Raw genomic sequence first — 25,729 nt, 5'->3', positions numbered from 1 at the left:
ATGAGTTTATTAGAAATGCTTCAAAACGGCGAGAATCAGATGATGCCAGAGCACTACAAATCACTTTCCACGGAAGAAATGGAGAGTCGCATCCGCAAGTTGAAAGCGAAATTCGGCAGCAAGCTTTTTATCCCGGGACATCATTATCAAAAAGATGAAGTGATTCAATTTGCAGACACGACCGGGGACTCGCTGCAGCTCGCGCAAGTATCTGCAGCTAATACCGAAGCGGAATACATTGTCTTTTGCGGGGTCCATTTCATGGCGGAAACCGCGGATATGTTATCTCAAAAGCATCAACAAGTGATTTTACCGGACATGCGCGCAGGCTGTTCCATGGCGGATATGGCCAATATCACGCAAACCGAGCGAGGCTGGGAGAAGATGCAGGATGCATTCGGTGACACGATCCTTCCCCTCACCTATGTCAATTCGACAGCGGCGATTAAAGCATTTGTCGGAAAAAATGGCGGTGCGACTGTGACATCCTCGAATGCGGGGAAAATGCTGGAATGGGCGTTCACACAGAAGGAGCGCATTCTATTTTTACCAGACCAGCATTTGGGAAGAAATACTGCCTATGATCTCGGCATTCCACTAGAAAATATGGCCGTGTGGGACCCAATTAACGAGACATTTGAATACGATGGTGACAACCTGCAGGACGTACAGGTCATTCTATGGAAGGGCCACTGCTCCGTGCATGAAAATTTCACCGTGAATAATATCGAACATATTCGCAAAACAAAGTCGGAAACGAATATCATCGTCCACCCGGAATGCTCCAGGGAAGTCGTTGCCGCATCCGATTACGCAGGCTCGACCAAAAAAATCATCGAAACGATCACAGCCGCGGCACCTGGGAGCGCATGGGCAGTCGGCACCGAGATGAACCTCGTCAACCGCCTCACCCAGCAGCATCCGGATAAAGAAGTATTTTCATTGAATCCGATGATGTGCCCATGCCTGACCATGAACCGCATCGACCTCGCCCACCTCCTATGGTCACTGGAAACGATCGATAAGGGGGAAATTGCGAACCAGATTAAAGTTGAGGCTGATGTAACGAAGTGGGCAGTGATGGCGCTGAGTCGGATGTTGGAGCGAGCTTAGAGTTCCGATCAGGCTCGGCTGGTGGTGATGTTTTGCAAGATTCGGGCGATGATCACTTGCCTGGAGGCGTCACTCTTCGGGGGGATGAACGACTGAATGCAGAGATGGAGCCAGCATTCGGGCACTCATCATGGGGATGAACGACTGAATGCAGAGATGGAGCCGGCATTCGGGCACTCTTCAGGGGGATGAACGACCAAATGCAGAGGTGGAGCCGTTATTCGGTCACTCATCGGGGGGATGAACGACTGAATGCAGAGGTGGAGCCGGCATTCGGGCACTCTTCGGGGGGATGAACGACTGATTGCAGAGGGGAAGCCGGCATTCGGGCACTCTTCAGGGGGATGAACGACCAAATGCAGAGGGGGAGCCGTTATTCGGGCACTCTTCAGGGGGATGAACGATTAGATTCGGGCGGTTCACTGGCCCGTGCGTGATGTTTTATTAGATTCGGGTAATGCTCTCTCCATTTGATGGGCAGCTCGCTTGTTTCGGAGGGTCTCCTCCTGCCAGAAATCGGGTTGCCCGCAAAAGTGCGCATAAGAAAAGGGCCAGATCCCCCCACCGCATTAACGCTTTAACACTTTAATGCGACGGGGGACAGGCCCCTTATTAGAAATATTATTATTCTTTCGGTTGTAAATCTTCAATTGAATCAATGTCCATATATTCAGGTACAGTCAAACCAATTATTGTACCTTCTAAGTTTGGACCTAAATCAACTATATCTTCCTTATATTCTTCATAGAAAGCACCGTGTGTTACAGGCAGCCATGGAGCAAGCGATGCGTCAGCTTCACCGTTTGCTATTGCTTGGAACACAATTGCCGGGTCGACAGGTGTTAATGTTACCTGAAATCCTTGTTCTTCTAATACTAGCTTCATTACTTGACCAGAAGCACGTTCAGAATCCCATGGGGTTAATACCAGTTCGATTTCTTTTCCATCTACCCGCTCTACGCCTTCTGTCCATTCATCTACTTTATCCTGATTCGCTTCTACCCAATTACTTGCCGCTTCCTCAATGGGAATATCTTGTGCCTCCAGCATAACTCCTTCCATATCTTCTACTTCCCAGTAGAAACGGTCAAGAATTTCATAAGCATTTGGCATGTCCTCTTCTAAACCCGTTCTTGTTATGGTATTTATGTTCTCCTCTTCACCAAAAGAACCATTTGGATCCTCTAAATATTTCAAGTCATGAGAAGCAAACATAAAGTGTGGATTCCAACCTACTACAACAATTGGTTCTTCGTTTCTAATTGCCTCATCTAGCTCGGTTAACATACCTGCAGTGGAACCTTCTACAACTTCCCAGCCCGCTAAGCTGTCATATTCCTCTAAAGCGGTTTGTGTAAGACCCATTGCTCCTGCTCCAGGCTCAATACCTATAATTGTATGCTCTACCGCTTCACTTACGCTAGTAGTCTCTTCACCTGCATTATCACTATCCTGTTCCTCTTCTCCATTACCGCATGCAGCCAACAGTAAAACAAAAAATAAGGCAAGCGTGATGCCAATTAACTTTGATTTTCCCAATTTTCCTTCCTCCTTCTAACTTCAAAAGGACGATACATTATGTACATTATGGTATGTCCTCATTAATTAATAACTTTTTGAAAGCATAATAAATATAGTACAATAGATATATTTCCCAATCAATTTGGATGAAATGCTGTTTTACAGAATGTAAGCTAATACAAGTTACGATTGTTTACTTAGACTTTATAATTCGCAAAATTACTGTAAATATGTAAAATCTTAAGAGGAATTTTATATTGGCGGGGCCTGTCCCCCACCGCGTTAATGCTTTAATGCTTTAACGCTTTAATGTGGCGGGGGACAGGCCCCCTAAACAGGCCCCCTAAAATGAATGACAAGGAACGTTTGTTTGTGTATAATAAGATATAAACTTAATATTTTCTGAAGGATGTGGTAAAATGATAACAACCACGGTACATGAAAAACCAACGGATTATGGAACGACTTCACCAGACGAAGATGGCCTCTGGAAGAAGTTGATTGCGGATTTTTTTGAGGAGTTTATGTTGTTTTTTGCTCCTGAATTATATGAGGAAATCGATCATTCCAGATCACCGGATTTCCTTCAACAAGAGCTCTATAAGGAGGTTATCCAGGAAAAGAAAGGCAGGAATAATGCCGACCAAATTGTGAAAGTATTTTTGAAGAATGGCGAAGAAAGATGGATCCTAATCCACATCGAAGTACAGGGAAAAGTTAACGAGGCATTTTCCAAGCGGATGTTTCGCTATTTTTATCGGCTTTACGATAAATTTGACAAGGAAATTTATGCAATTGCCCTGTTAACAGATATCGGAAATACGAAGCATACCAATCAATTTCACTATTCTTTCCATGGAACCGAAGTCGATTACACGTACAATGCCTATCAATTTCGTGAAAACGACCTGGAAAAACTCAAGCGCTCATCCAATCCTTTTGCTGCAGCTGTGATCGCAGGAATTTATGCCAGTAAGACCAGGAAAGATGCAGATAAGCGCTACTTTTTTAAGCGGGAACTTATGACCCAGCTGCTACGAAACATGGACACACACCAAGGCTACAACCACACACAAATATCTCCATTAATTTATTTCATTGATTATTTATTACAAATCCCAGCATTTTTAACGAAATTAAGAGACGATGTTACCCCACTTTTAAGAAAGGAGGCGGCCCAACACATGCAGGCTGAACGATCAAATCCATCACCAACACTCGCTGAAATCTTCGCCGATTTGGAAAAGGAAGGCATGGAAAAAGGGAAAGAAGCAGCGATGAAACAACTTGCCCTGGAATTAATCCAGGAAAACTTTTCTGATGATTATATTGCAAAACTGACGAAATTGAGCGTGGATAAGGTGGAAGCATTAAGGAAGTCACTTTAGTTTTGAAAGTTCCAGAATATCTTTTCCATTACCGGCACTTCTAAGAAAGGAGGCGGCTCAGGCACATGCAGGCTGAACGATCAAATCCATCACCAACACTTGCTGAAATCTTCGCCGACCTGGAAAAGGAAGGCATGGAAAAAGGGAAATTACTTGGGAAAGAAGAGGGAAAAGAACTGGGTAAGGAATTAGGTAAAGCAGAAGCGACGAAACAATTTGCGCTGAAGTTAATCCAGGAAAACTTTTCTGATGATTATATTGCGAAACTCACAAAATTGAGCGTGGATAAGGTGGAAGCATTAAGGAAGTCACTTTAGTTCCGTTATAAGCAAAACACATGGTGATTCTCCCGCCATGTGTTTTTATCCATGATTGGGGGCCTGTCCCCCACCGCGTTAATGCTTTAACGCTTTAATGCAGCGGGGGACAGACCCCACCTAAACTTCTTCTTTTTTCAAATAAGTAATGCTGTACCCTGCGAAAGCGAGAATAATTGAAATAATTGGTACGGCAAAATTCAGGATGGCGTATGGTGCGTATTGAAAAGCATGGACGCCGAGGGTTCCATAAATAAATACGCCACATGTATTCCAGGGCACGAAGACTGATGTCAATGTTCCACCATCCTCAAGTGCGCGTGATAGATTTTTTGAATGCAGGTTTTTCTGTTTGTATGCATGACTGAACATCCGTGATGGGATTACGATCGAGATATATTGCTCAGAGCATGTAATGTTTGTGACAAAGCTTGATAGAATCGTTGTCGGAATGAGGCTTTTTGCTGATTTTGCCAGTTTCAGAATCTGGCTGACAATCGCATTTAACATGCCTGTATGCTCCAGCACGCCACCAAATGTTAAAGCGACAATAGTCAGGGAGACGGTATACATCATTGAATCAAGACCGCCGCGGGTAAACAGGTTATCAACCATTGCATTGCCGGTTTCCATGACATATCCGCCCTGCAAGGCACTGACTGCATCTGCAAAGGTGTCACCTTGAACAAATACCTGGCAAACAAAGCCAAGCACAATTCCAACGAGCAATGCCGGGATTGCTGGAACTTTTCTGGCAACAAGTACGATAACAGCCAATGGCACAAGCAAAAGCCATGGCGAAATCAGGAAGTTCTCCTGCATGACCGCTGCTGTCTGGCTAATCTCAGCCCCGTCGATGGAGCATTTCCGTAATTTCTGCCCATAAACCAGTAAACAATTAAGGCAATCCCAAGGCCAGGCACCGTTGAATACATCATATGTTTAATATGCTCAAATAAATCCGTCTCCGTCAGCCCCGATGCGAGATTGGTAGTTTCGGAGAGTGGTGACATTTTATCACCAAAATACGCACCCGAAATAACAGCACCTGCAACCATCGCAGCAGGTATGCCCATAGCCGCCCCAATCCCCATTCCAGCAACACCGATTGTCCCCATCGTTGACCACGAGCTCCCGATGGCCAGTGCGACAATGGCACAAATAATACAGATTGTAAGTAGAAAAAGGGAAGGCGTAATCAGCTGCAGCCCATAATAGATCATTGTAGCCACAATACCACCACCAATCCATGCGCCGATGATTAGCCCGACAAGCATGATGATTACAATAGCTGGAAGCGCCAGCCGGATTCCCTTATACATACTCTCCTCGATATCTTGCCATTTAAACCCGGCACGCCAGGCGACAAGTGCCGCCACAACCGTCCCTAGAATCAGCGGAACATGTGGATCCCCTTCCAAAACAATAATCGTAATCGCCATCACCGTAATCATCACAGCAAGCGGGATAATTGCCTGCAGCAACGAAATTTCTTTTTTATCTTTATTCATGATGTACCCCCTCACCTTCCACTTTGTGATCCATTCTACATGAATCGATTTATGTACGGATATTATTTCTGTGTTCATGTTCAGCAGTACTGCGCTCACGCGGCGCGGTACTGCAGTCGTGGCCCCGGGTACTGCGCTCACGCGGCGTGGTGCTGCGGCCGTGGCCTGAGGTCCTGCGCTCACGCGGCGTGGTGCTGCGGTTATGGCCTGAGGTCCTGCGCTCGCGCGGCATGGTGCTGCGGTCGGGGCCCGGGGTCCTGCGCTCGCACGGTATGGTGCTGCGGTCGGGGCCAAGGGTCCTGCGCTCACGCGTCGTGGTGCTGCGGTTATGGCCTGAGGTCCTGCGCTCGCGCGGCATGGTGCTGCGGTCGTGGCACGGGGTCCTGCGCTCACACCCTGCTGTTCTGCGGTTATTTAAAATGGGGGCTTAATTTTCAATTCCCCTTTCCAACTATACGCTAATATATAGTTATACGATATTTATGCAATAAATCTTACCGTTCCTATCAAATACCTTCATTGCATCTGAGAAATTATATAGACTGTCATTTGTGTTTGTATGCAACTGGCTCGATTTGGCAGTTTTCTCGCTCCTCCCGGCAAGAGGATCGGTCGATTTGACGGGGGGTGTCACTTGATATAGTCCCTCCTGCCTTTTCGGTCAAATCAACCGTCCCCCCTTCTCTCCGTTGATCCTCCCCGCAACCGCTCCTAGGGAATTCTTTTCAAAATCATCGTACAACCGCTGCACGTATTACAACGCATTATTGTTTTTTAGGTGTGGAAGTTTTATACTCTACATTTAAAGGAATGAAACGAACGTAGATTTCCAGTATGTTTATCTTTGGTGGGTTGCGTATACGAATCCTGTAATCATCATGAATGATGGTACAGGCTTTCAAAAATGAGGAAAGAAGGTAGTTAAATGCTGAAAAAACTGGCAAAAAGTGTGTATTATATGCCTCATTATTCAGAAACGGATCGTCCGGCATTAGGTTTAATTTGTGGAGATAACTTCAGTCTGGTGATTGATTCCGGGAATTCACCTGCACATGCGAACGATTTTCTTAATCTGGTCGAGAAGATGGATATATCGCCGATAAAGTTAGTTGTCATCACACATTGGCATTGGGACCATGTTTTTGGTATGAAAACGATGGGTTACTTAACGATAAGTCATGAAGAAACGAAGAAGAAAATAGATGATATGAAAACCCTGAAATGGGATGATGCTTCGTTAGATGAGCGTGTTGAGACTGGAGAAGAGATTGAATTTTGCAGAGATATGATAAAACGTGAAATGCCAACAAGAGATGATTTGGAATTGAAGGCACCCGATTTAACATTTCATGATCAGATCGAAATTGATTTGGGTGGCGTAACTTGTGTGGTTGAACATGTTGGAGGGGTCCATGCACAGGATTCAGCCATCATTTATATTCCTGAAGAAAAGGTATTATTTCTGGGAGATTGCATCTATCAGGATTTTTATAGTGGCGAATGGAGTTATGACAAGGACGAACTCACCATCCTGTTAGATAAAATAAAAAAATATGACGCAAATTACTATGTGACAGGTCATCAGGATCCGAAAACACATGAAGAAATGTGGAACTTTTTGAATGATTTAACAAGCATCGGGGAAATTGTGGGGGAAGAAGTTTCGCTTGATAAAGCAGTTACGAGATTTAGCGAGGTACGAAAGACAATGCCAAGCGAAGAACAGCTGGAGTCTATTCAAAACTTTATAAGCGGGAATCAAAAAAAAGGAATGGATTAAGCATAACAGGGTGGATTGCAGCAATTAGAATCCATACCCTTTACGATAGCTAAGCACAGAAGAAATGCAGCGTAGTTATCATTGAGCCGTTTTCTTTTCTGTCCAAATTAAAACAAAAATTCCCGTAGCATGCGTTCACTGTCTTATTGAATCGCTCGCTGGACGAGGGTCTGCGTTTATGCCGAGCAGTACCATCTGAGAAATCATGTGGGCTGTCCCTCTTTTTCATGTGTGAGCGGCTCGATTTGACGGGTACTCGCTCGATATAAGGCCCTGCCCGTTCACCGCCCTCTCACGTGAAAAGAACGACTTCATCAAAGCCCATGCTTCAACGAAAAGCCTGTTTTCATTTTGTAGAAAATCGGGTATAATAAAAATAGGTACGTTACATAAATTAAAAGAGACCGCTAGTGGTAGATACACGAACGGTCATCGTATAACAGCCCTTCAAGGGGGCGGCTCACGATAGGAAAATAACCTCCCTAATTGCTTGCCAGGCTCATAGGGTGGTTATTTTTGTTTATTCGCTGACATTTTAACGACAGGTGGTGCAGCAAAATGAAAAAATGGCTGACGATACTCATTTTTCTCGTAGTCGTGATTACATTTTCCATTAAAATCTATTATGATACCAATCATTTCAAAGTGAATCGCGTGGCGTTTTCCAGCAGTAAAATACCGGAGAACTCCAAATTCACGATGCTGCAGATCAGTGACTTACATAACAAAATTTTTACTGATAAAAATGAAAAACTGATGAATACAATAAGCGATTCGAATGCTGATATCATCGTGATAACAGGTGATCTCATTGACAGAAGTACCAGTGACTTCGGGGCTGTTTTTGCCCTGATCGAAAAAATTACCGCAAGCCATGAACATGTCTATTTTGTCTCCGGCAACCATGAGTGGGACAATGGCAATTACGCTGAACTGTTACATGGTCTCATCGAGCGAAATGTTGAAATTCTGGATAATAAAAATAAGCAGGTTGCAGTTGACGGCGTAACCCTCAACCTGGTTGGTGTAGATGATTCCTCCACCGGTCACGAAAATGTTGATAAGGCTTTTCATGGCATGGGCGGTGAACACTACACCATTCTGTTATCACATTCCCCGGGCATCATCGATAAATATGGAGACATCCCAGCAGACCTGATCCTAAGCGGCCACACCCATGGCGGGCAAGTGCGCATTCCCATTATTGGCGCAGTAATCGCTCCGGGTCAGGGGCTCTTCCCACGCTTGGAAAAAGGAATTTACGAACTCGATCAGAATAAGCAACTTTATATCGACAGCGGACTCGGCACAAGCATCGCACCGATTCGTTTCATGAATAAAAGTCAATTAAGCTTGATTACAGTTAGCAATTAGACGTAGAGCAGGCGATTTGGCTGGAGTTGTTGCTTGATTTGGGGCGATGTTCACATTCGTGAGGCCGATGTTCCGGGTGATTCGGGCGATGCTCACATTCGCGAGGGCGATGTTCCGGGTGATTCGGCTGATGTTCACATTCGCGAGGGCGATGTTCCGGGAGATTCGGCTGATGTTCACATTCGCGAGGGCGATGTTCCAGAAGATTCGGCTGATGTTCACATTCGCGGGGGCGATGTTCCAGAAGATTCGGCTGATGCTCACATTTGCGGAGGCGATGTTCCGGAGGATTCGGGCGATGCTCACTTACGCGAGGGCGATGTTCCGGGTGATTCGGGCGATGCTCACTTACGCGAGGGTGATGTTTTACGTGATTCGGGGGATGCGCACTGGCTCGAGGGCGATGTTTCACTTGATTCAGGCGATGCTCACATTTGCGAGGGCGATGTTCCACTTGATTCAGGCGATGTTCACATTCGCGAGGGCGATGTTCCGGAGGATTCGGCTGATGTTCACATTCGCGGGGGTGATGTTCCGGGAGATTCGGCTGATGTTCACATTCGCGGGGGCGATGTTCCGGGTGATTCGGCTGATGCTCACATTCGCGAGGGCGATGTTCCGGGTGATTCGGCTGATGCTCACATGCGCGAGGGCGATATTCCGGAGGATTCGGGCGATGCTCACTTACGCGGGGGCGATGTTCCAGAAGATTCGGCTGATGTTCACATTCGCGGGGGCGATGTTCCGGGTGATTCGGCTGATGCTCACATTCGCGAGGGCGATGTTCCGGGTGATTCGGCTGATGCTCACATGCGCGAGGGCGATATTCCATCACCTGTTAAAGCTTATACTCCCCCTGGATGGTGGCTCACTCCCTTTTATCCTTTTTGAAGGAAGGAAATAATGCCAATGTCAGTATTTGAATCACTGAACATATGATTACATTCGGAACCTAATTGCCTACAAGGCGCATGGGTGGTTGCTTTTATGCGTTTGGCAGTATCGCTACTACAAAGGGTGGTTGCTTTTTTCTGTTGTCAGCTGCCCCCTTTTGAAGGGCTATTGCACTAGGGCTGAATGATATTCGCACCACTTTAGACTTTCTTATTATACGGCTTCCTATTTATAGAATAGCTTATTCCTGGTATTTGTTATTCACTTTAGTCAGCTGGGACAAGGTACCTGTCCCTGCGTCCCAGCTTTATAGAATAGGCTTATTTCTGGTATTTACTAAACACTTTAGTCTACTGGGACGAGGTACCTGTCCCCGCGTCCCCCACCAGACTGGAAGCATCGAGGTAGCCGTGGCCTTGTGCATTGGGGGGTTGTCCTATATCTTCGCTGGCTGCTATGAGCATATCCTTTACTTGGTCCGGTGATAATTCCGGATTTTGTTCCAGTAGCTGAGCCGCTACTCCTGCACAGATCGGGGTGGCCATTGATGTTCCCGATAAGGTGATATAGTCGGAATCCACACGAGCACTTTTGTTTGTTTTCGCAATGAACGATCCTGGCGCCCTTAAGGAAACAATGTTTACACCTGGGGTCAATAGATCTGGCTTCGTATAGCCATCGATGGTTGGACCGCGACTTGAGAAATCAGCGACCGTAACATCCGAACGTTCCGCTGTGTCATTGTCATCCGCCGCACCGACGGTAATAATTTTTGGACTTGTGCCCGGGCTGCCAATGGTTTGTGGATCTGGTCCTGAGTTACCGGCAGCAGCAAAAACACTAATGCCATTGTCCCAGGCCGCATCAACAGCCTTTACGACTGGATCATCTTCCGCTGATTCTACTGCATCTGATCCCAAGGAAAGGGAGAGAATACGGATATTGTACTCTGATTGATTTTGGATACACCAATCAATTCCTTCGATGACTGTGGAAAGTGAGCCAGCGCCCATTTTGTCCAGTACTTTTACACCGACCAGGTTTGCTTGTGTTGCGGGTCCCTGGTATTTTCCATTGGATTGACTTCCATCCCCGGCTGCATCTCCTGCACAATGGGTGCCATGTCCATTATCATCGTACGGATCTACTTTGTCGTTAACAAAATCGGAAAAACCGATGATGCGTCCTTGCAGATCTTCATGTGGGTGAATTCCTGTATCTACTACTGCGATGGTTATATCTTTCCCTGTGAGTCCGGACTGCTGCAACTGATCGGCATTAATGGATGGAACAGCGGTATCAAGCAGTGCTGCCACTTTTCGGTCGTAATGAACTTTTTTGATATGACTGCAATTTTTGAGCAGGTATTCGATATTTTCTACAGAGATTTTCGTGGAGCAGCAGGAAATTGAGGGATGCTCACGAAGGTGGCTGCATTTATTTTTTACTTCATTTATTCCATTGGCAAATGAATCTTGGTCAAACTCTATCAGGATAGGGAGTTTCTTTGTCTTTTTCCGTAAATATTCAAATGACCGATGCAGAAAACAAGGAACAGAACGAAAGGGTCGGTAAAAGTTTACCATCTCCTGACGCATTGCTTTATCCAGCCTTTTTCCATCTTTCCGGGCCATTTGAATCATGGAGAAACCTAACATGAATCTTACCTCCTCTCTTTCGAAGTTACTACATCGTACGCGTCTTCTAAGAGGGAGGATTAATGAAGGTGTATCAGAAAAGGTGGAAAAGGGCTAAAAATTAGATTAACCTCCTATGTCCTCCAACATTTCCTCCAGGTTGCTTATCGCATTGTTCACCATTCTTTCATAGATATCCAAAATGGACTGCCCGTATTGATCTCCCGGTACTGCCCACTTCCCATTAAGCGCCACCCATGTCGTTGCTGAACCTCTATCTACCAAATCAAACCGCGGATCGACCAATGGATATCCATCCGGAAGGGACTCACTGGAAGCATAGGCATAGAGGTGCTGAATCTGGGCAAGAACTCCTTGTTGTTCGGTATCAAAACTTGCCCCCGGGTTATCCGGTCCAGTCGCACCGATGCCTGCAAAGTTGTTCTGTTCGGGTTGGACGACACCTGTAAACCGAAGAAAGTCGGTCTCATGCATGGCCTGTGCAAAAGCGATATCCCCCCTGATTCCATAATGTTCTCCAATTTCAAGATAGTAGCTTCCGAGAGCTGAAGCATCGGGATTTATCTCATTGACATATTGGTCCATCAGCTCCGGCGAAAGGTAGGTTTTTCCGAAAATCGAATATCCTTCTGTTTCTCCGTTTTCTGTATCGGTGCCTTCTGTGATAATAAAGGCATCTTCCACACCGGCATTTCTCACTTGCTCCAGCTGCCTTTCTGCATTCGCTCTCGAGGAAAAAGCACCAGCCTGCACGCGGTACCATTGCACACCAGAGGCGGAGAATGGAACAATGAAAGACTCGAATCCCTGTGATTGAAGATCAGCCGACCGCTTTTCTGCATTTTCCCTGGACTGGAAGGAACCGGCAATTACTTTATAGAGCGTGCCATTACTCTGCTTTCTTTGCAGATCAAATGCTCTTTCAAGGCCATTCACATGAGCCTGTGCAACGCTCTGCCGCCAGGATGGATCACTGATCAACCGGGCATCCTGTTCATTGTCGATGAAGCCATTCTCCGTCAGAAGCGCGGACATCGTCGTTTCGCGGAGTACATGAAAATTAGCTTTTTTCTTTCCACGGTTTGGCAGCTGATTTTCCTCCATTATTTCTTCATGCATGATATCCCTGTACTGTGCAGTCGCAGAGGAATCTGATAAACCGCTGTATATATAGTCCTCATATCCTCGTGCTGAACCATTAAAGGCATTGCAATGGATACTGAGATAATAATCTGCACCCCAAGCATTCGCCTCCGTTGTCCGTTCGTTCAGACTTTTGGAAGTATCCGTAGTACGGCTCATCCTGACTTCGGCATCTTCATAATCGGTCGTAAGAATTGTCTGGATGCGCTTGGCAATATCCAACACGATGTCTTTTTCCAACATGCCATTGCCACGTGCCCCAGCGTCTGATCCCCCATGTCCGGGGTCTAAATAAAGTTTCATTTATTCCTCTTCCTTTCTGAGATCTATTTGAGTCTCGGTAATATTCTATGAAAGAAAGTCGTAGAAGAACTGGACATGGGACGCGGGGACAGGTCCCTTGTCCCATTAAATGTTATACTCGAGGTATATTATATGAATAATTTGGTATGATGGAGGAAAATGAAATGGAAGATAGTAACAAAACTGGGGGTTGGAAGTCAAAACTTAAAACTGCTTTCTTCGTAGCTTGCGTTTTGATTTTTATTTTTGGATGGGTCGGAATTATAAGGTATATGATGAAAAGTATCCATACCGATAAGAGTGTTATCTATTTTAGTCTTCCAGCGGGTGGAGCATTTACAGTTATATTTTTTTCAATGGGGTTAGGGATTCTTACATTGATTTTTTTCATTTTAGTTAAGAATTCACTTCAAAAAAAGTATACATTTGCTGAAATAAAAAAATACTCAGGTGAATTGTTATTTGGTTTTATAGCTCTTGTAATTGTCTCATCCCCATTTATGTTTTTTGCAATGGACAATTATATTTACGTTACAAAAGAAGAGGTTGGATACTCCAGATATTGGACGATAGGCGATGGTAAATATAGTTGGGATAAAGGTGTGAAAAACATTACATTAGATTATAATTATGCTGACATGGGCAACACATCTGACAATTTCAGCGGTAGGTATACGTTTCATTTCTCGGATGGTAAACATGTTGAAATCTGGGAAAATTCATTAGACGGGAATTTTGATAGTATAAAAAAATTGATGAAATAGCTGTAATGCATGATGTAACCTATAAAGTGATTGCTGCCCCATCTGATGAGGACATTGAAAAATGGATTCCGGAAAAACATCAGGAATTTGTAAAAGAAGTTTTTTCAAAATAATTGGGGGGACGCGGGGACAGGTCCCTTGTCCCGCCCATTGCTTTCCTCCGAAAGCTTGGGAAAATTAGTGCGCAACTGGCGAAGAAACGTTTCGTATTTATGGAGGTCAAGCGGCTTTGTTCGTTTTTTGATTTTCATTACCTGCTCCTTCCAGCTTACTTTTCCCTATTCTTACTGCTTCCAAAAATAAAGAAAAAGCCAGATTTTCAATTTTGGATGTGAAATCGTACATCTTATCCACCAAAAATGCACCATAACTCTAAAAATCCGTCCCAATTTCAGCGTCAAAAATGAAAATTACAAACTTTTCCCGATTCGATTATGTGCTATAATAAGAGCACAAACAGGAGGTGATTTTTCATGGAAAAAGCAGATCAGATTATCGGCATGCTGGAAAAAATTATGGGCACACTGGATGAGCATAGTAAAAAACACGATGAACACACTCGCATTCTTAATGAGCATAGTAAAAAGCATGATGAACACACTCGCATTCTTAATGAGCACAGTAAAAAGCATGATCAGCACAGTAAGAAACTGAACCTGCATTCTCACATTCTTGGTGAACACACTAAAAAACATGATCAGCATAGCAAGAAACTGGACCAGCACTCTCGCATTCTTAGTGAGCACACCGAAAAACATGAGCAGCATAGCAAGAAACTGAACCTGCATTCTCACATTCTTGGTGAACACACTAAAAAGCATGAACAGCATAGCAAGAAACTGGACCAGCACTCTCGTATTCTTAGTGAGCACACCGAAAAGCATGATCAGCATAGCAAGAAACTGGACCAGCACTCTCGCATTCTTAGTGAGCATACCGAAAAACATGAACAGCATAGCAAGAAACTGGACCAGCACTCTCGCATTCTTGGTGAGCATACCGAAAAACATGAACAGCAAAATAATAAATTGGATAATCATGATGTTAAATTCCAGGATCAGCACCAAATGCTTCAAGCACTTCTTGCCGGTCAAGATACATTGAAAGCAGAAATGGACGCTAAGAAAATTTCAGATGCTAAGGAATTTGCATCCATCAAAGAAGAAATGAGCAAACAATCTACGAAACTTGAGCTTTTGCGAGATGATACATGGACAAATAAAGTGGATATCCACCGCATCAAAAATACGATGGGGATGAACTAAATGCCGCTCAATCCCCAGCAATTTTTCTCCTAAGTCTTCCTTCATACAGAAAATAGCTTTCATTAAAAAGAAGCTAATCCCTATCATTGATAGTCCATTAGCTTCTTTTACTACTTATTTTCCAAAAACAATGATTATAACATTAGCAATCATTTTATACAGAGCCAGATCCGTATGATTATGCAATCCGGCAAATGAACCTGCTTCATGTCCACACACGTAAACTGGGATGTTTTTTTATAAAAGGCTTTTAATTAATAAAGCCCTTGCTGCTGGAAAAAGCAGTAACGCGAGTGTGCCCCACTTGATTCAGTAGTACTGTTGCTCGGTTCGACAACTACCTCGCTCGATTCAGCCAGGTCCCGCTCGTTTTGCTAAAGAGTCGCTCAATCGACCCTACGCCTCGCTCGACCTCGCATGGCCATCTGGGACAAGGTACCTGTCCCCGCGTCCCCCCCTATTTCTTAAACAAGATCGGCAGTGCGAGTAGTGAGATGCCTGCTGCTGTTGCAATCCATTTTTTCGTTGGTGAAGGTGAAGTCGTGCGCGGCTTTTGTTCCGTTTGTTCCTTCTCTTCCTGATCCACACCGAATCCTTTGACAAAGGCCATTAAGGTGTTGGCTCCTTCCATCACTTCCTTGTCTGTGATGGAGCTTAGAAGGGCGGAATAACCGCCGCGCCCTTTCTTTTCTTCAAGTTCGTATTCAGCGACTTTTGAAATGCCTTTATTCATCTTCTGAACGAGTGGCTCGAGTTCCTCTATATTAAGTTTTCCAAGTGTATCAAACATGAGGAGGACGTTTTTCAATGATTTGGTTGTATCTGCATTATCCATCGCTGTTACGATATGGCCAATTACCTCTTCACGCTGCGCAAGAGTGGCATTGAGTATTTCAAAAACACCATTCTCCTGGAGACGTCTCAACAGCTCGAGTGCCTCCATAACTCCCTCTTTGTTTTCAATAAGTGTCGCCTCTACCTGCTCCAGTTCGCGTTGTCGTATTTCTTCCTCACTCGGTTCGATGCGGTGGATGACTTTGGTTGCTTTAGCCATTAGTTGTGGACCTCCTTGCTTTCACAATGTCACCAGGGAAGATGTAATCCTTACGCTGCCATTTCTTCTCGACATTGACACCGATCTGTGGCTGCGGATTCCCGTAACGGTGATTGATCTTCGGCAGTGGGCTTTCTCCTTTTGGCTCGAGTATTTCCATTTTTACCGAAGCCTCTTTATATGCCGGGGTGTCCGTGTCTTTGTCGGCATGGAAACTTGTCAGGTAGTTGATGCCACCTTCATCCTGGTCGTTCATCGGCAAGTATAATTCATTTCCCTTCACACGGTCTGTCACGATACATGGCACCTTCACATTTCCATATGGTGAGGTCAGTCGCACAACCGTACCATCTTCCACACCGCGCTCCTTGGCCAGTTCCGGTGACACCTCCAGAAATACGCTCGGTGTATGTTTCGAGATCCCTTTTGATTTATAGGTCAGGTTTCCTTCATGGAAATGCTCCAGCAAACGGCCATTATTGATATGGAGGTCGTATTCCTCGCCAAATTCAATTGGTTTTGTCCATTCAACCGGATACAATCTTGCTCTACCATCTGGAAAAGGAAATTCATCTTCAAATAACAGCGGCGTGTCTGTTCCATCAGCTGCCACCGGCCATTGCAAGCTGTCATAACCTTCCAGACGATCGTAACTGACACCTGCAAACATCGGGGCAAGAGACGCTGCTTCCGCCATAATTTCACTTGGATGCCCGTACTGCCAGTCTGCACCAAGACGATTAGCGATCTCTGTAATAATCTGCCAATCCGGCTTGGATTCACCGAGTGGTTCAAATACTTTATTCAGACGTTGAAAACGGCGCTCGGTATTTGTAAATGTTCCATCTTTTTCAAAGCTCGGACTTGCCGGCAGGATGACATCCGCGAATTCAGCTGTTTTTGAGAAAAAGATATCCTGGACCACGAAGAAATCCAGTTTTTCAAAAGCTTCCTGCACATAATTTGCATTTGAATCAACGACTGCCATTTCTTCCCCTTTGATATACAGGGATTTCAATTTTCCGTCATGAATTGCTTCCACCATCTCATGGTTATTCAATCCAGGCTTGACAGAAAGTGGTGTTCCCCATCCTTCTTCATAACGCGCACGGACTTCATTATCGGAAACAAATTCATAGCCCGGGAAGCGGTCCGGCATGCTGCCAAAATCACTGGCTCCCTGCACATTATTATGCCCGCGAAGTGGATAAGATCCTGCACCAGGTTTCATATAATTTCCTGTAATTAAAAGCAGGTTGGAAATTGCCGTACTTGTATCACTTCCACCACCATGCTGGGTAATACCCATCGCCCATAGGAAGCTTGTAGTTTTTGCTTCATGAATGGATGTAGCAACCTCAACCAAATCTTCCTTGGAGATACCGGTTACTTCTTCAGCATAGTCAAGCGTATATGGCTCAAGACTTTTGATATAATCCTTCATGCCATTCACATGATTTTTCAAAAATTGCTTATCCTCCCAGCCCTTGTCCAAAATATATTTCGTAACAGCGGAAAGCCAGATCAGATCACTTCCAGGCTTTGGCTGGATAAACAAATCCGAACGTTCCGCCATCTCATGTTTACGTATATCGGAGACAATTACTTTCTGACCAAAAAGTTTCTGGGCGCGTTTGACCCTTGTCGCAAGCACCGGATGGGATTCCGCCGTGTTGGAACCGGTGATAATGACAAGTTCCGCATTCCCAATATCCTCAATCGATCCGGAGTCTCCCCCGTAACCAACCGTACGCCACAGCCCCATTGTCGCAGGAGACTGGCAATAGCGGGAGCAGTTATCAATATTATTTGTCCCGATTACAGAGCGGCTCAGTTTTTGCATCAGATAAGATTCTTCGTTCGTACATTTGGATGAGGAAACAAAGGCCAATGAATCCGGACCATCTTTCTTGATTTGCTCGTTAAATTTCCGCTCAATCAACCCATATGCCTCTTCCCACTCCGCCTCACGAAATGCGTCACCTTCACGAATCAGCGGCTTTGTCAGGCGTTCCTCACTGTTGACAAAATCCCAGCCAAATTTCCCTTTCACACATGTGGAAATTCCATTCGCCGGCGCTTCCTGTTGTGGTTCTACCTTCAGTATTTGGCGATCCTTTGTCCATACATCAAAGGAACAGCCAACACCACAATAGGTACATACGGTTTTTGTCTTTTCAATGCGATTTTCCCTCATGGAAGCTTCGACATCAGAAATCGTCATCAGCTGCTCATAGCCTGTCTCTACTTCTTTCGTAATATTGATCATCGGGCGCTTGGAAGATTCCAGCATACCGGTCAAAAATCCAGCCTCACCCTCCATGCCGACCTCCATCATCGCATTACATGGGCAAACTGTTGCACAATGCCCGCAATTAACACAGGACGAATCTTCAATCGGGCTATCCTTATCCCAAATGACACGCGGTCGGTCAAGCTCCCAGTCAATCGTTAAGGTCTCATTCACCTGAAGATCCTGACATGCCTCTACACAGCGTCCGCAAAGGATACACTGATCCGGGTCATAACGGTAAAACGAATTACGGTCAACCTCATAATCCTTCCCTGTAAATGGTGTCTCCTGATGACTGATCTTCATCTCTTTGACCGTATTATGTATCTCGCAATTACCATTATTAAAATCACAAATCGTACAATACAACTCATGATTGCCAAGCACCCGGTCAAGCCCGATAACCTGCGCTTCATGCGATTCTTCATCATTCGTGCTGACACGATCACCAGGCTGAAGCTTCGTCGAACATGAACGCACCAGCTCCCCATTCACATTGACAATACATGTGTCACATGTCTCAATGGCACCAAGACTCGGATGATAACACAAACTCGGGACATCCACATCATTTTCCGACATAACATCCATCACTGTCTGATTCTCTCCCAATAGTAAACGCTTTCCATTTAGTGTAACCTCACTATGCTTCTGCAAAAACAAAACTCCCCTCCATTAGAATTCAGCAAATTTTACATACTATAACCACCTCTTACCCTAAATACAACAACTATAAACATCGGGACGGAGGGACAGGTACCTTGTCCCACTTTGAACGCACATACATGAAGCATTCGGGCGTGTGATTTGATAGTGATCACTCTTAGTAAATTTAGCGACATGCAGCTTTAAAACGAGCAACAGCACCATCGAACCCGAGCGAGCGTCATGTTAAAACGGGCGCCCTACATGCCATATCGAGTGGGTACCACCTGATTCAAGCGAGCGCATGCGATTTCGACCGACGCACCACCCGATTCGAGCATACCGCACACATTTCGAGCGACAGCTCCTCATTTCAAGCGGAAGTGTCACTTCTTTTTCCAACAAGGTCTTCATTAATTAAAACCTTACTTGTTAAAACCTCTTCTGAACGCCGGAGGATTCGCTTCGGTGAAGGAATCACCTGTAATCGAGCGAGGATATGAGCATCGACCGAATCTCGTGGAACATCGCCTTCGTGAATGTGAGCTTCACCTGAATCTCATCGAACATCGCCTTCGTGAATGTGAGCATCAACCGATTCTCATGAAACATCACCCCCAGAATGTGAGCTTCACCCGAATCTCCTAAATCATCACCCCCGTGATTGCCCGCTTCACCCGAATCCCGCTAATCATCACCCCCGTGATTGCCCGCTTCACCCGAATCTCTTGAATCATCGCCCCCGTGATTGCCCGCTTCACCCGAATCCCGCGAATCATCGCCCCCGAGCAGGTGAGCATCACCAATTTCGAGCGAGCCCCAGCCAGATGAGCGCCCCGCGCCACATACAAGCACAAAAAACTCCCTCCGCCATCAGACGGAAGGAGTGCAACCAAACTTATTTCATTTTTTCCAATGCATCCAGCACTGCAGCAATCAATGCATTGCCTTCTTCAAGGCCGGATACTGTTTGTAATGTTTTTTCATAGCCGTTTTCCTGAATCATCTGCTGCAGTTCTACTGCTTCTGCGTCCTGGTCATTTTCAAATTTTAGCAAGGCTGCGATGGTTTTGGCGAGATAAACAGGTTTCTCGCCGGTAACGTCCATATACAAGCTTGCCGGACGGATGAGGCGGTCACGTGGGCCGAGCTTGCGGATTGGGCCGCGGCCGACGCGGGTTACATCATCGGAAATGTATGGATTCTTGAAGCGTTCGATAATTTTATTGATATATGCCTGATGGTTGTCCCGGTCGAATTGGTATGTCTGGATCAATGCTTCTCCTGATTCGATCAGGGCGCCCTTGATAATATCTTCCACTTTTTCATCCTTCAATGCTTCGGTGATTGTTTCATAGCCCATATAGCGGCCGATATAGGCGACTGCCGCATGTCCGGTGTTGACGGTGAATAGCTTCCGCTCGATATATGGTGTGAGGTCCTTTACGTAGGTGATGCCATCAATCGCCGGGATCTCGCCTTTCACCTGTGTTTCGTCAACGACCCACTCAAAATACGGTTCTACCGATACTTCCAAAAGATCTTCATTCTCCTGGTTTGGCACGATTCGATCAACCGCTGCGTTTGGGAAACCGAAATATTTTTCGAACTCCTTCTCTTCCTCTGCTGAAAGATGTTCAAAGACTTTTTCCTTCAGCAATGCACTGCCTCCGATCATGTTTTCACATGCAATCAAATTAAGTGTCTGTTGATTTGTTTTCACGCGCGCTTTGAGGCCTTTTGCGATGAGCCCGGCGATGAGTTCAAGCACATTCGGGCCGACCGCTGTTGTGACAATATCTGCTTTCGTCAATGCGTCAACTACTTTTTCCGGGTCGTTGATGCTGTTAATGCCGGATATATTTTTTACCGTTAATGTTTCATTAGCTTCAGCAGCAAGCACTACATTATATTGCTGTTTTTCGTTTATTTCGTTGATCACTGCTTCGTTTACATCCACAAAAGTGGTATGGTAATCTGCTTCATATAGCAGGGCGCCGATGAAACCCCGGCCGATATTTCCTGCGCCAAAGTGGACTGCTAGCATGTTAATTCACCTCATCAAATAGGGAAATGATTTCTTCTTTTGACTCGGCATTTACGATTTTTTCCACATTTTCTTCCTCGGAAAGGACAATGGCAATTTTGGAAAGCACCTCCAAATGCTCGTCTCCTTTGCCTGCGATGCCGATGAGCACTTTTACCATGTTGCCATCACCAAATTCGACGCTCTCAGGGACAGTGACAACCGAAAGACCTGTTTCAATCACAGATTCCTTTGCTTCTTCCGTACCATGTGGGATTGCAACATTATTGCCCATGAATGTGGAAGTCATCTCTTCCCGCGCCAGCATTTTGTCAATATAGGCTGCCTCCACATAGCCGTTGTCCACAAGGATTTGTCCGGCATAACGAACCGCCTCTTCCTTACTGTTCAAAGCTACATTTAAATGAATGTTGTCCTTGCTTAATACTTCTTTACCCATCATTGATCCACTCCTTCTACTAGATTTTTTCCTTTATAAATGCATGAAACTTCTCAGACAGGAAATGTTTGATTTGGGCTTCATCTCCTGTTTCAAACAATCTCATGCTTTCCTGATTCTGGATAATCAAACTGCTCAGGATACTCAGTACCTCCAGCACTTCCTGATACGTATGTGCTGGTGCAAGCATGAACAGGATCCGCTCTACCTGCATCTCTTCACCATCCATACCCACTAATTCCACGGGATAACTCAAATCATAGATGGAAAAGCTCGGCCCAACGACGTCATCCGAACGTGTATGATAGAGGGCCAACTTTGTATCTGGAATTCCCAATCCACTTAGCTGTTCCCTTTTTTCCAGCTTTTCAAAAACATTTTCTTTATGGATGATCATCCTGTCTTTTTCCAATTCACTGCAAACCGCTTGTAAAATATCCTTCATGGGAAGCTCATCCGAGATCGCTTGAATGTGAAAAGCATTCAGCAAATCGAGTATCACGGTGGAATAATTTTTCATTGCTTCCAGATTGGGAAGAAATTCGGTCTGTTTTTGTTTTTCTTTTGTCGGTTTATACGCAAGCTTTCGCTGTCTGACTGCTTTTTGAATCAGATGTACCTCCGCCTTTGTCAGCATTGGTGAAGCGACAATATAATCACTGTCAAAGTTTTTTAAAGGGATGGTTGATACAATCAGATCATATTTTTTCGTATCCATCTGGTCCAGATCAAACAGCGATTTATTGTCAACATGCCTAATTTCCGGAATACGCTGCTTCAGCTTTGTTGCAAGTATTTTCGCTGTGCCAATCCCACTTGAACAAATCACCAATGCTTGCATGTCTGCTTCGTTTTCGCGATTCAGCAGTGCTGAGGCAAAATGCAGCACCAGATAACCGATCTCATCCTCGGGAAAATCAATGCCCACAAACGTTGCGCCCGCACCTTCCTCGATGAGATGGAAGAGCTCATCATAATCCTTTCGTATCTCTTGAATCATCGGGTTTTTTATATTCATTCCCTGCTTCAAGCGGTAAACGGCCGGCTTTAGATGTGCCACCAGATCCTTCAACAGGGCATTATTTTGGGTTAAATCAATTCCCAGTTCTTTGCTGATATACTGAATCAGTTCTTTTGCCTGATAAGCCGTATCCATACTGGAATCTTCTATATCATAGTTCTGATCAATCCGGAGTTTCGCCCCCATTAAATGCATCGTAATATAGCCGGTTTCATCCTCGGGGATAGCCATATTCAAATCATTTTCCAGATGAAGAATGATATTTTTTGCGATGTTGTATTCCTTCGTTCCTTTCATCTGCTGCAAATAGTCCTGGTCAAATGTGATGATGTCACCCTTTTGCAAGCGCTCGAGTGCTAATGCAAGATGTACGACAAGTCCAATGTAGGCACTGTCAGCCAAGTTATAGGTCAGTTCTTTTCTTGCTTCTTCTACCCGCCGTTCAATTGGCTCGAGTCTTTGTGGATTGACCAAGCCCAATAACCGATTGGAAATCGTGTTTTGTTCAGATTTCTTCTGAATATTTTCTTTAACAAGGGAAACAAATTCAAACGGATCTACATGCTTTGTAATCAGGTTGCTTATTACAGACCGTTTCTGCTTTTCCTCGCCCTCCACTTTCACACCATATCCCCTTCTCCGAATAAGTATCAGGTGGTATGCTGCTAAATCTTCCTCCAACAGGTCCAGGTCATGACTGATTGTCGCAATCGTTACATGTAACTCACTTGCGAGGGTGAACAGTTTAATTGGTTCATTTGTTTCCAGGAGTGTTGATAAAATAACCGCGCTTCGCTCCTGTGGTGTGAACTCAGAGACAGGCTTCCATGTGAGTGCCCGCTCCAGCTCACGGATGTCATCCTCCGAGCCTTGAATACGCACACCGGCTCCTGTTTTTTTCACAAGCTCCAGCTTATAATCAGCAACTATTTTTTCAATACTTTTCAAATCGCGGTGGATTGTTCGGACACTAGCGCCAATATTCCTGGCGATTTCCTTTACCGGTATTGCCTCCTGACGCTTTAATAAAAGCTCGATCACTTCACGTTCACGGCCGGAGATATACAAGCCTCACCGCCCCCTTAAGCGACTATTCTTCTTCCTTCAGACGGCCTGCAAGCTCATCATATTTCGGGCTGTTCAGGAAATTTTCCACCGAAATATGCTCTGCATTCGGCAATTTCTGTTTCGCACGATCCGTCAGGTCCTTATGCGTGATGACGATATCCGCATCATCCGGGATATTGTTGATCGATGTGTTGGTAACCGTTTTATCAATATTCGCTTTCTTAAATTTGTTTTTGAGCAAGGAAGCACCCATCGCACTGGAGCCCATGCCCGCATCACAGGCAAAGATGATTTTATCAACTTCTGCTGCAGGCTTTTCTTCCTCCACCTCAGCTTCTGGTGCTGCTTCTTGCGTATCTTCCTTTGTCAAGCGGCCAATGAGCTCATCATATTTCGGACTGTTTAAGAAGTTTTCCACGGAAATATGCTCTGCACTCGGCAATTTCTGTTTGGCACGATCCGTTAAATCCTTATGCGTGATGACGATATCCGCATCATCCGGAATGTTGTTGATGGATGTGTTGTTCACATCGATATCAATCGCTGCCTTCTTGAATTTATTTTTGAGTAAGGAAGAACCCATTGCACTGGATCCCATACCGGCATCACAGGCAAAGATCACTTTATTTATGTCTTCAGCAGGAATTTCCTCACCGGCATCTTTCGCCTCTGCTTCTGCCTTTTCCAATTCAGCTTCTTCTGTACCTTGAGCTAATGCACTGGATACACCGCTTTTCTTCCCTTTCATTTCTTCCATTTGACCCGTTGCCTCACTCAGGTCGCCAGCTTCCTGATTACTGGTTTTCAAAATGATTGAAGCAATAACGAAGGTAACGGCCGCCGCTACGAGAACACCAAGAATAACGCCAATATAGCTATCCTGTGCGGTTAATGCCAATACGGAAAAAATACTTCCCGGTGACGCTGGCGCAACTAATCCCGCACCGAAAATGGAGAACGTGAATACACCACTTACCCCACCGGCAATGACTGCAAGGATTAATGCAGGTTTCATTAATACATATGGGAAATAGATTTCATGGATCCCACCGAAAAATTGAATGATCGCCGCACCAGGGGCAGAACTTTTCGAGGCACCTTTTCCAAAAATCGTAAATGCCAATAAGATTCCCAAACCAGGACCAGGGTTCGCTTCAAGCAGGAAGAGAATCGACTTCCCGGCCTCTGCAGCCTGGTCCGCTCCAATCGGACTCAATATCCCATGGTTAATTGCATTGTTTAAGAATAAAATTTTCGCAGGTTCAATGATAATATTAGCAAGTGGTAGAAGTCCTGCAGCAATAATAACCTCTACACCAGCTGCCAATGCATTGTTTAGTCCTTCGACAACCGGACCAATTCCAAGTACTGCAATAATTGCTAAAATCGCACCCAATATACCGGATGAAAAGTTGTTATAAAGCATTTCAAATCCGGATTTGATTTTATCCGAGAACCGCTCGTCGATTTTCTTTATTAACCACCCGGCAAGTGGCCCCATCACCATGGCGCCAAGGAACATTGGGATATCTGCACCGACAATGACACCCATCGTCGCAGTTGCACCAACAACCCCGCCCCGGATATCATGGATCATCTTACCACCAGTAAAACCAATTAACAGTGGCAGCAGGTAATAAAGAAGCGGATCAACCAATGTTGCCAAATTCTCATTTGGCAGCCAGCCATCCGGAATAAACAGGGCAGTAATAATACCCCAGGCGATAAATGCGCCGATATTCGGCATAATCATACCGCTCAAATAGCTTCCAAACCGCTGTACCTTCGCACGGATTCCTTTCTTTTCAGCCATTTTAACACTCCTTTTATATATCATGAATTTAAGTAAAATCAATTCCCTAGTTTTATAATAAGCACTTGCATCCGTATTCTCAATCTAATCTAAACAGCAATTTGGCAGGAGACAATGTTGCCATTATTTAATAAGTATAATTTATTCGCTATTAGAAAACTTGGCTAAACGCCCAAGCTTTAGTAAAATTTTGTTGCTCTTAACTTCGCAGTTGATATAGAATACGACATAACATCAATGGTGGTTGGTGTCTAACCGCTACGGAAATACACTACGCGCACCTAAGGGCGGCTGGTGATTCTCCTCGTTCTGACGCAC

The 25,729-nt window shown here is 45.0% G+C and carries 19 protein-coding genes and 1 pseudogene; 8 read left to right on the top strand and 12 right to left on the bottom strand.

Going from position 1 to position 25,729, the window contains the following annotated elements:
* Entirely contained in the window at positions 1-1,113 is a 1,113-nt protein-coding gene (nadA, locus tag ACZ427_RS01260) for a quinolinate synthase NadA (RefSeq protein ID WP_461178666.1), read from the top strand.
* Positions 1,114-1,737: 624 nt separating this feature from the next.
* On the opposite strand, the gene ACZ427_RS01255 is transcribed toward nadA, so the two are convergent.
* Entirely contained in the window at positions 1,738-2,652 is a 915-nt protein-coding gene (locus ACZ427_RS01255; protein ID WP_461178665.1) for a glycine betaine ABC transporter substrate-binding protein, read from the bottom strand.
* Positions 2,653-3,053: 401 nt separating this feature from the next.
* Between ACZ427_RS01255 and ACZ427_RS01250 the strand changes: the two genes are divergently transcribed.
* Complete coding sequence (locus ACZ427_RS01250; protein WP_461178664.1) at positions 3,054-4,022, top strand: RpnC/YadD family protein; 969 nt, start codon at positions 3,054-3,056, stop codon at positions 4,020-4,022.
* A gap of 65 nt (positions 4,023-4,087) precedes the next feature.
* The gene (locus ACZ427_RS01245; protein ID WP_461178663.1) at positions 4,088-4,339 is read left to right on the top strand and encodes an RpnC/YadD family protein; all 252 of its coding nucleotides are present in this window, start codon (positions 4,088-4,090) and stop codon (positions 4,337-4,339) included.
* Positions 4,340-4,459: 120 nt separating this feature from the next.
* Here the strand turns inward: ACZ427_RS01245 and nhaC are convergent.
* Positions 4,460-5,850: pseudogene (gene nhaC / locus ACZ427_RS01240) on the bottom strand (Na+/H+ antiporter NhaC).
* A gap of 925 nt (positions 5,851-6,775) precedes the next feature.
* On the opposite strand from nhaC, the gene ACZ427_RS01235 reads away from it, so the two are divergent.
* From ACZ427_RS01235 to ACZ427_RS01225, 3 genes are all read left to right on the top strand, one after another.
* Positions 6,776-7,630, top strand: coding sequence for an MBL fold metallo-hydrolase (locus ACZ427_RS01235; protein WP_461178662.1), 855 nt, complete (start codon positions 6,776-6,778; stop codon positions 7,628-7,630).
* 558 nt (positions 7,631-8,188) lie between these two features.
* Complete coding sequence (locus ACZ427_RS01230) at positions 8,189-9,004, top strand: metallophosphoesterase (protein WP_461178661.1); 816 nt, start codon at positions 8,189-8,191, stop codon at positions 9,002-9,004.
* Positions 9,005-9,050: 46 nt separating this feature from the next.
* A complete protein-coding gene (locus tag ACZ427_RS01225; protein WP_461178660.1) occupies positions 9,051-9,908 on the top strand; it encodes a hypothetical protein in 858 nt (285 codons plus the stop codon).
* A 340-nt stretch (positions 9,909-10,248) separates the two neighbouring features.
* On the opposite strand, the gene ACZ427_RS01220 is transcribed toward ACZ427_RS01225, so the two are convergent.
* Both ACZ427_RS01220 and ACZ427_RS01215 read right to left on the bottom strand, forming a co-directional pair.
* Positions 10,249-11,556, bottom strand: coding sequence for a S8 family peptidase (locus tag ACZ427_RS01220; RefSeq protein WP_461178659.1), 1,308 nt, complete (start codon positions 11,554-11,556; stop codon positions 10,249-10,251).
* Between the two features lie 105 nt (positions 11,557-11,661).
* Positions 11,662-13,002 (bottom strand): N-acetylmuramoyl-L-alanine amidase, encoded by a 1,341-nt coding sequence (locus ACZ427_RS01215; RefSeq protein ID WP_461178658.1) that lies wholly within the window; start codon positions 13,000-13,002, stop codon positions 11,662-11,664.
* Between the two features lie 146 nt (positions 13,003-13,148).
* Between ACZ427_RS01215 and ACZ427_RS01210 the strand changes: the two genes are divergently transcribed.
* Positions 13,149-13,766: a hypothetical protein gene (locus ACZ427_RS01210; protein ID WP_464883499.1), complete on the top strand. Its 618-nt coding sequence runs from the start codon at positions 13,149-13,151 to the stop codon at positions 13,764-13,766.
* A 219-nt stretch (positions 13,767-13,985) separates the two neighbouring features.
* Here ACZ427_RS01210 and ACZ427_RS01205 read toward each other — a convergent pair whose 3' ends face one another.
* On the bottom strand, positions 13,986-14,111 hold the full coding sequence (locus ACZ427_RS01205) for a hypothetical protein (protein ID WP_464883498.1): 126 nt from the start codon (positions 14,109-14,111) through the stop codon (positions 13,986-13,988).
* 128 nt (positions 14,112-14,239) lie between these two features.
* On the opposite strand from ACZ427_RS01205, the gene ACZ427_RS01200 reads away from it, so the two are divergent.
* A complete protein-coding gene (locus tag ACZ427_RS01200) occupies positions 14,240-15,031 on the top strand; it encodes a hypothetical protein (protein ID WP_461178655.1) in 792 nt (263 codons plus the stop codon).
* A 457-nt stretch (positions 15,032-15,488) separates the two neighbouring features.
* On the opposite strand, the gene ACZ427_RS01195 is transcribed toward ACZ427_RS01200, so the two are convergent.
* From ACZ427_RS01195 to ACZ427_RS01165, 7 genes are all read right to left on the bottom strand, one after another.
* Positions 15,489-16,085 (bottom strand): helical membrane plugin domain-containing protein, encoded by a 597-nt coding sequence (locus ACZ427_RS01195; protein WP_461178654.1) that lies wholly within the window; start codon positions 16,083-16,085, stop codon positions 15,489-15,491.
* A complete protein-coding gene (fdhF, locus tag ACZ427_RS01190) occupies positions 16,078-19,035 on the bottom strand; it encodes a formate dehydrogenase subunit alpha (protein WP_461178653.1) in 2,958 nt (985 codons plus the stop codon). Before fdhF ends, ACZ427_RS01195 begins: the two co-directional genes overlap by 8 nt.
* 632 nt (positions 19,036-19,667) lie before the next feature.
* On the bottom strand, positions 19,668-19,868 hold the full coding sequence (locus ACZ427_RS01185; protein ID WP_461178652.1) for a hypothetical protein: 201 nt from the start codon (positions 19,866-19,868) through the stop codon (positions 19,668-19,670).
* A gap of 53 nt (positions 19,869-19,921) precedes the next feature.
* Positions 19,922-21,070, bottom strand: coding sequence for a mannitol-1-phosphate 5-dehydrogenase (locus ACZ427_RS01180; RefSeq protein ID WP_461178651.1), 1,149 nt, complete (start codon positions 21,068-21,070; stop codon positions 19,922-19,924).
* A gap of 1 nt (position 21,071) precedes the next feature.
* Positions 21,072-21,509 (bottom strand): PTS sugar transporter subunit IIA, encoded by a 438-nt coding sequence (locus ACZ427_RS01175; protein ID WP_461178650.1) that lies wholly within the window; start codon positions 21,507-21,509, stop codon positions 21,072-21,074.
* A 19-nt stretch (positions 21,510-21,528) separates the two neighbouring features.
* Entirely contained in the window at positions 21,529-23,598 is a 2,070-nt protein-coding gene (locus ACZ427_RS01170; RefSeq protein ID WP_461178649.1) for a BglG family transcription antiterminator, read from the bottom strand.
* 22 nt (positions 23,599-23,620) lie between these two features.
* Complete coding sequence (locus ACZ427_RS01165; protein WP_461178648.1) at positions 23,621-25,411, bottom strand: PTS mannitol transporter subunit IIBC; 1,791 nt, start codon at positions 25,409-25,411, stop codon at positions 23,621-23,623.
* Positions 25,412-25,729 lie beyond the last annotated feature (318 nt).

It is taken from the genome of Virgibacillus ainsalahensis, from assembly GCF_055380755.1.
This window is presented reverse-complemented; position numbering and strand designations above follow the sequence as displayed.

Excerpts from the sequence above, each read along its gene's own strand:
- nadA (WP_461178666.1), top strand. The coding sequence starts at position 1 with ATGAGTTTATTAGAAATGCTTCAAAACGGCGAGAATCAGATGATGCCA.
- ACZ427_RS01250 (WP_461178664.1), top strand. The coding sequence starts at position 3,054 with ATGATAACAACCACGGTACATGAAAAACCAACGGATTATGGAACGACT.
- ACZ427_RS01245 (WP_461178663.1), top strand. The coding sequence starts at position 4,088 with ATGCAGGCTGAACGATCAAATCCATCACCAACACTTGCTGAAATCTTC.
- ACZ427_RS01235 (WP_461178662.1), top strand. The coding sequence starts at position 6,776 with ATGCTGAAAAAACTGGCAAAAAGTGTGTATTATATGCCTCATTATTCA.
- ACZ427_RS01230 (WP_461178661.1), top strand. The coding sequence starts at position 8,189 with ATGAAAAAATGGCTGACGATACTCATTTTTCTCGTAGTCGTGATTACA.
- ACZ427_RS01225 (WP_461178660.1), top strand. The coding sequence starts at position 9,051 with ATGTTCACATTCGTGAGGCCGATGTTCCGGGTGATTCGGGCGATGCTC.
- ACZ427_RS01220 (WP_461178659.1), bottom strand. The coding sequence starts at position 11,556 with ATGTTAGGTTTCTCCATGATTCAAATGGCCCGGAAAGATGGAAAAAGG.
- ACZ427_RS01215 (WP_461178658.1), bottom strand. The coding sequence starts at position 13,002 with ATGAAACTTTATTTAGACCCCGGACATGGGGGATCAGACGCTGGGGCA.
- ACZ427_RS01210 (WP_464883499.1), top strand. The coding sequence starts at position 13,149 with ATGATGGAGGAAAATGAAATGGAAGATAGTAACAAAACTGGGGGTTGG.
- ACZ427_RS01205 (WP_464883498.1), bottom strand. The coding sequence starts at position 14,111 with ATGTACGATTTCACATCCAAAATTGAAAATCTGGCTTTTTCTTTATTT.
- ACZ427_RS01200 (WP_461178655.1), top strand. The coding sequence starts at position 14,240 with ATGGAAAAAGCAGATCAGATTATCGGCATGCTGGAAAAAATTATGGGC.
- ACZ427_RS01195 (WP_461178654.1), bottom strand. The coding sequence starts at position 16,085 with ATGGCTAAAGCAACCAAAGTCATCCACCGCATCGAACCGAGTGAGGAA.
- ACZ427_RS01180 (WP_461178651.1), bottom strand. The coding sequence starts at position 21,070 with ATGCTAGCAGTCCACTTTGGCGCAGGAAATATCGGCCGGGGTTTCATC.
- ACZ427_RS01175 (WP_461178650.1), bottom strand. The coding sequence starts at position 21,509 with ATGGGTAAAGAAGTATTAAGCAAGGACAACATTCATTTAAATGTAGCT.
- ACZ427_RS01165 (WP_461178648.1), bottom strand. The coding sequence starts at position 25,411 with ATGGCTGAAAAGAAAGGAATCCGTGCGAAGGTACAGCGGTTTGGAAGC.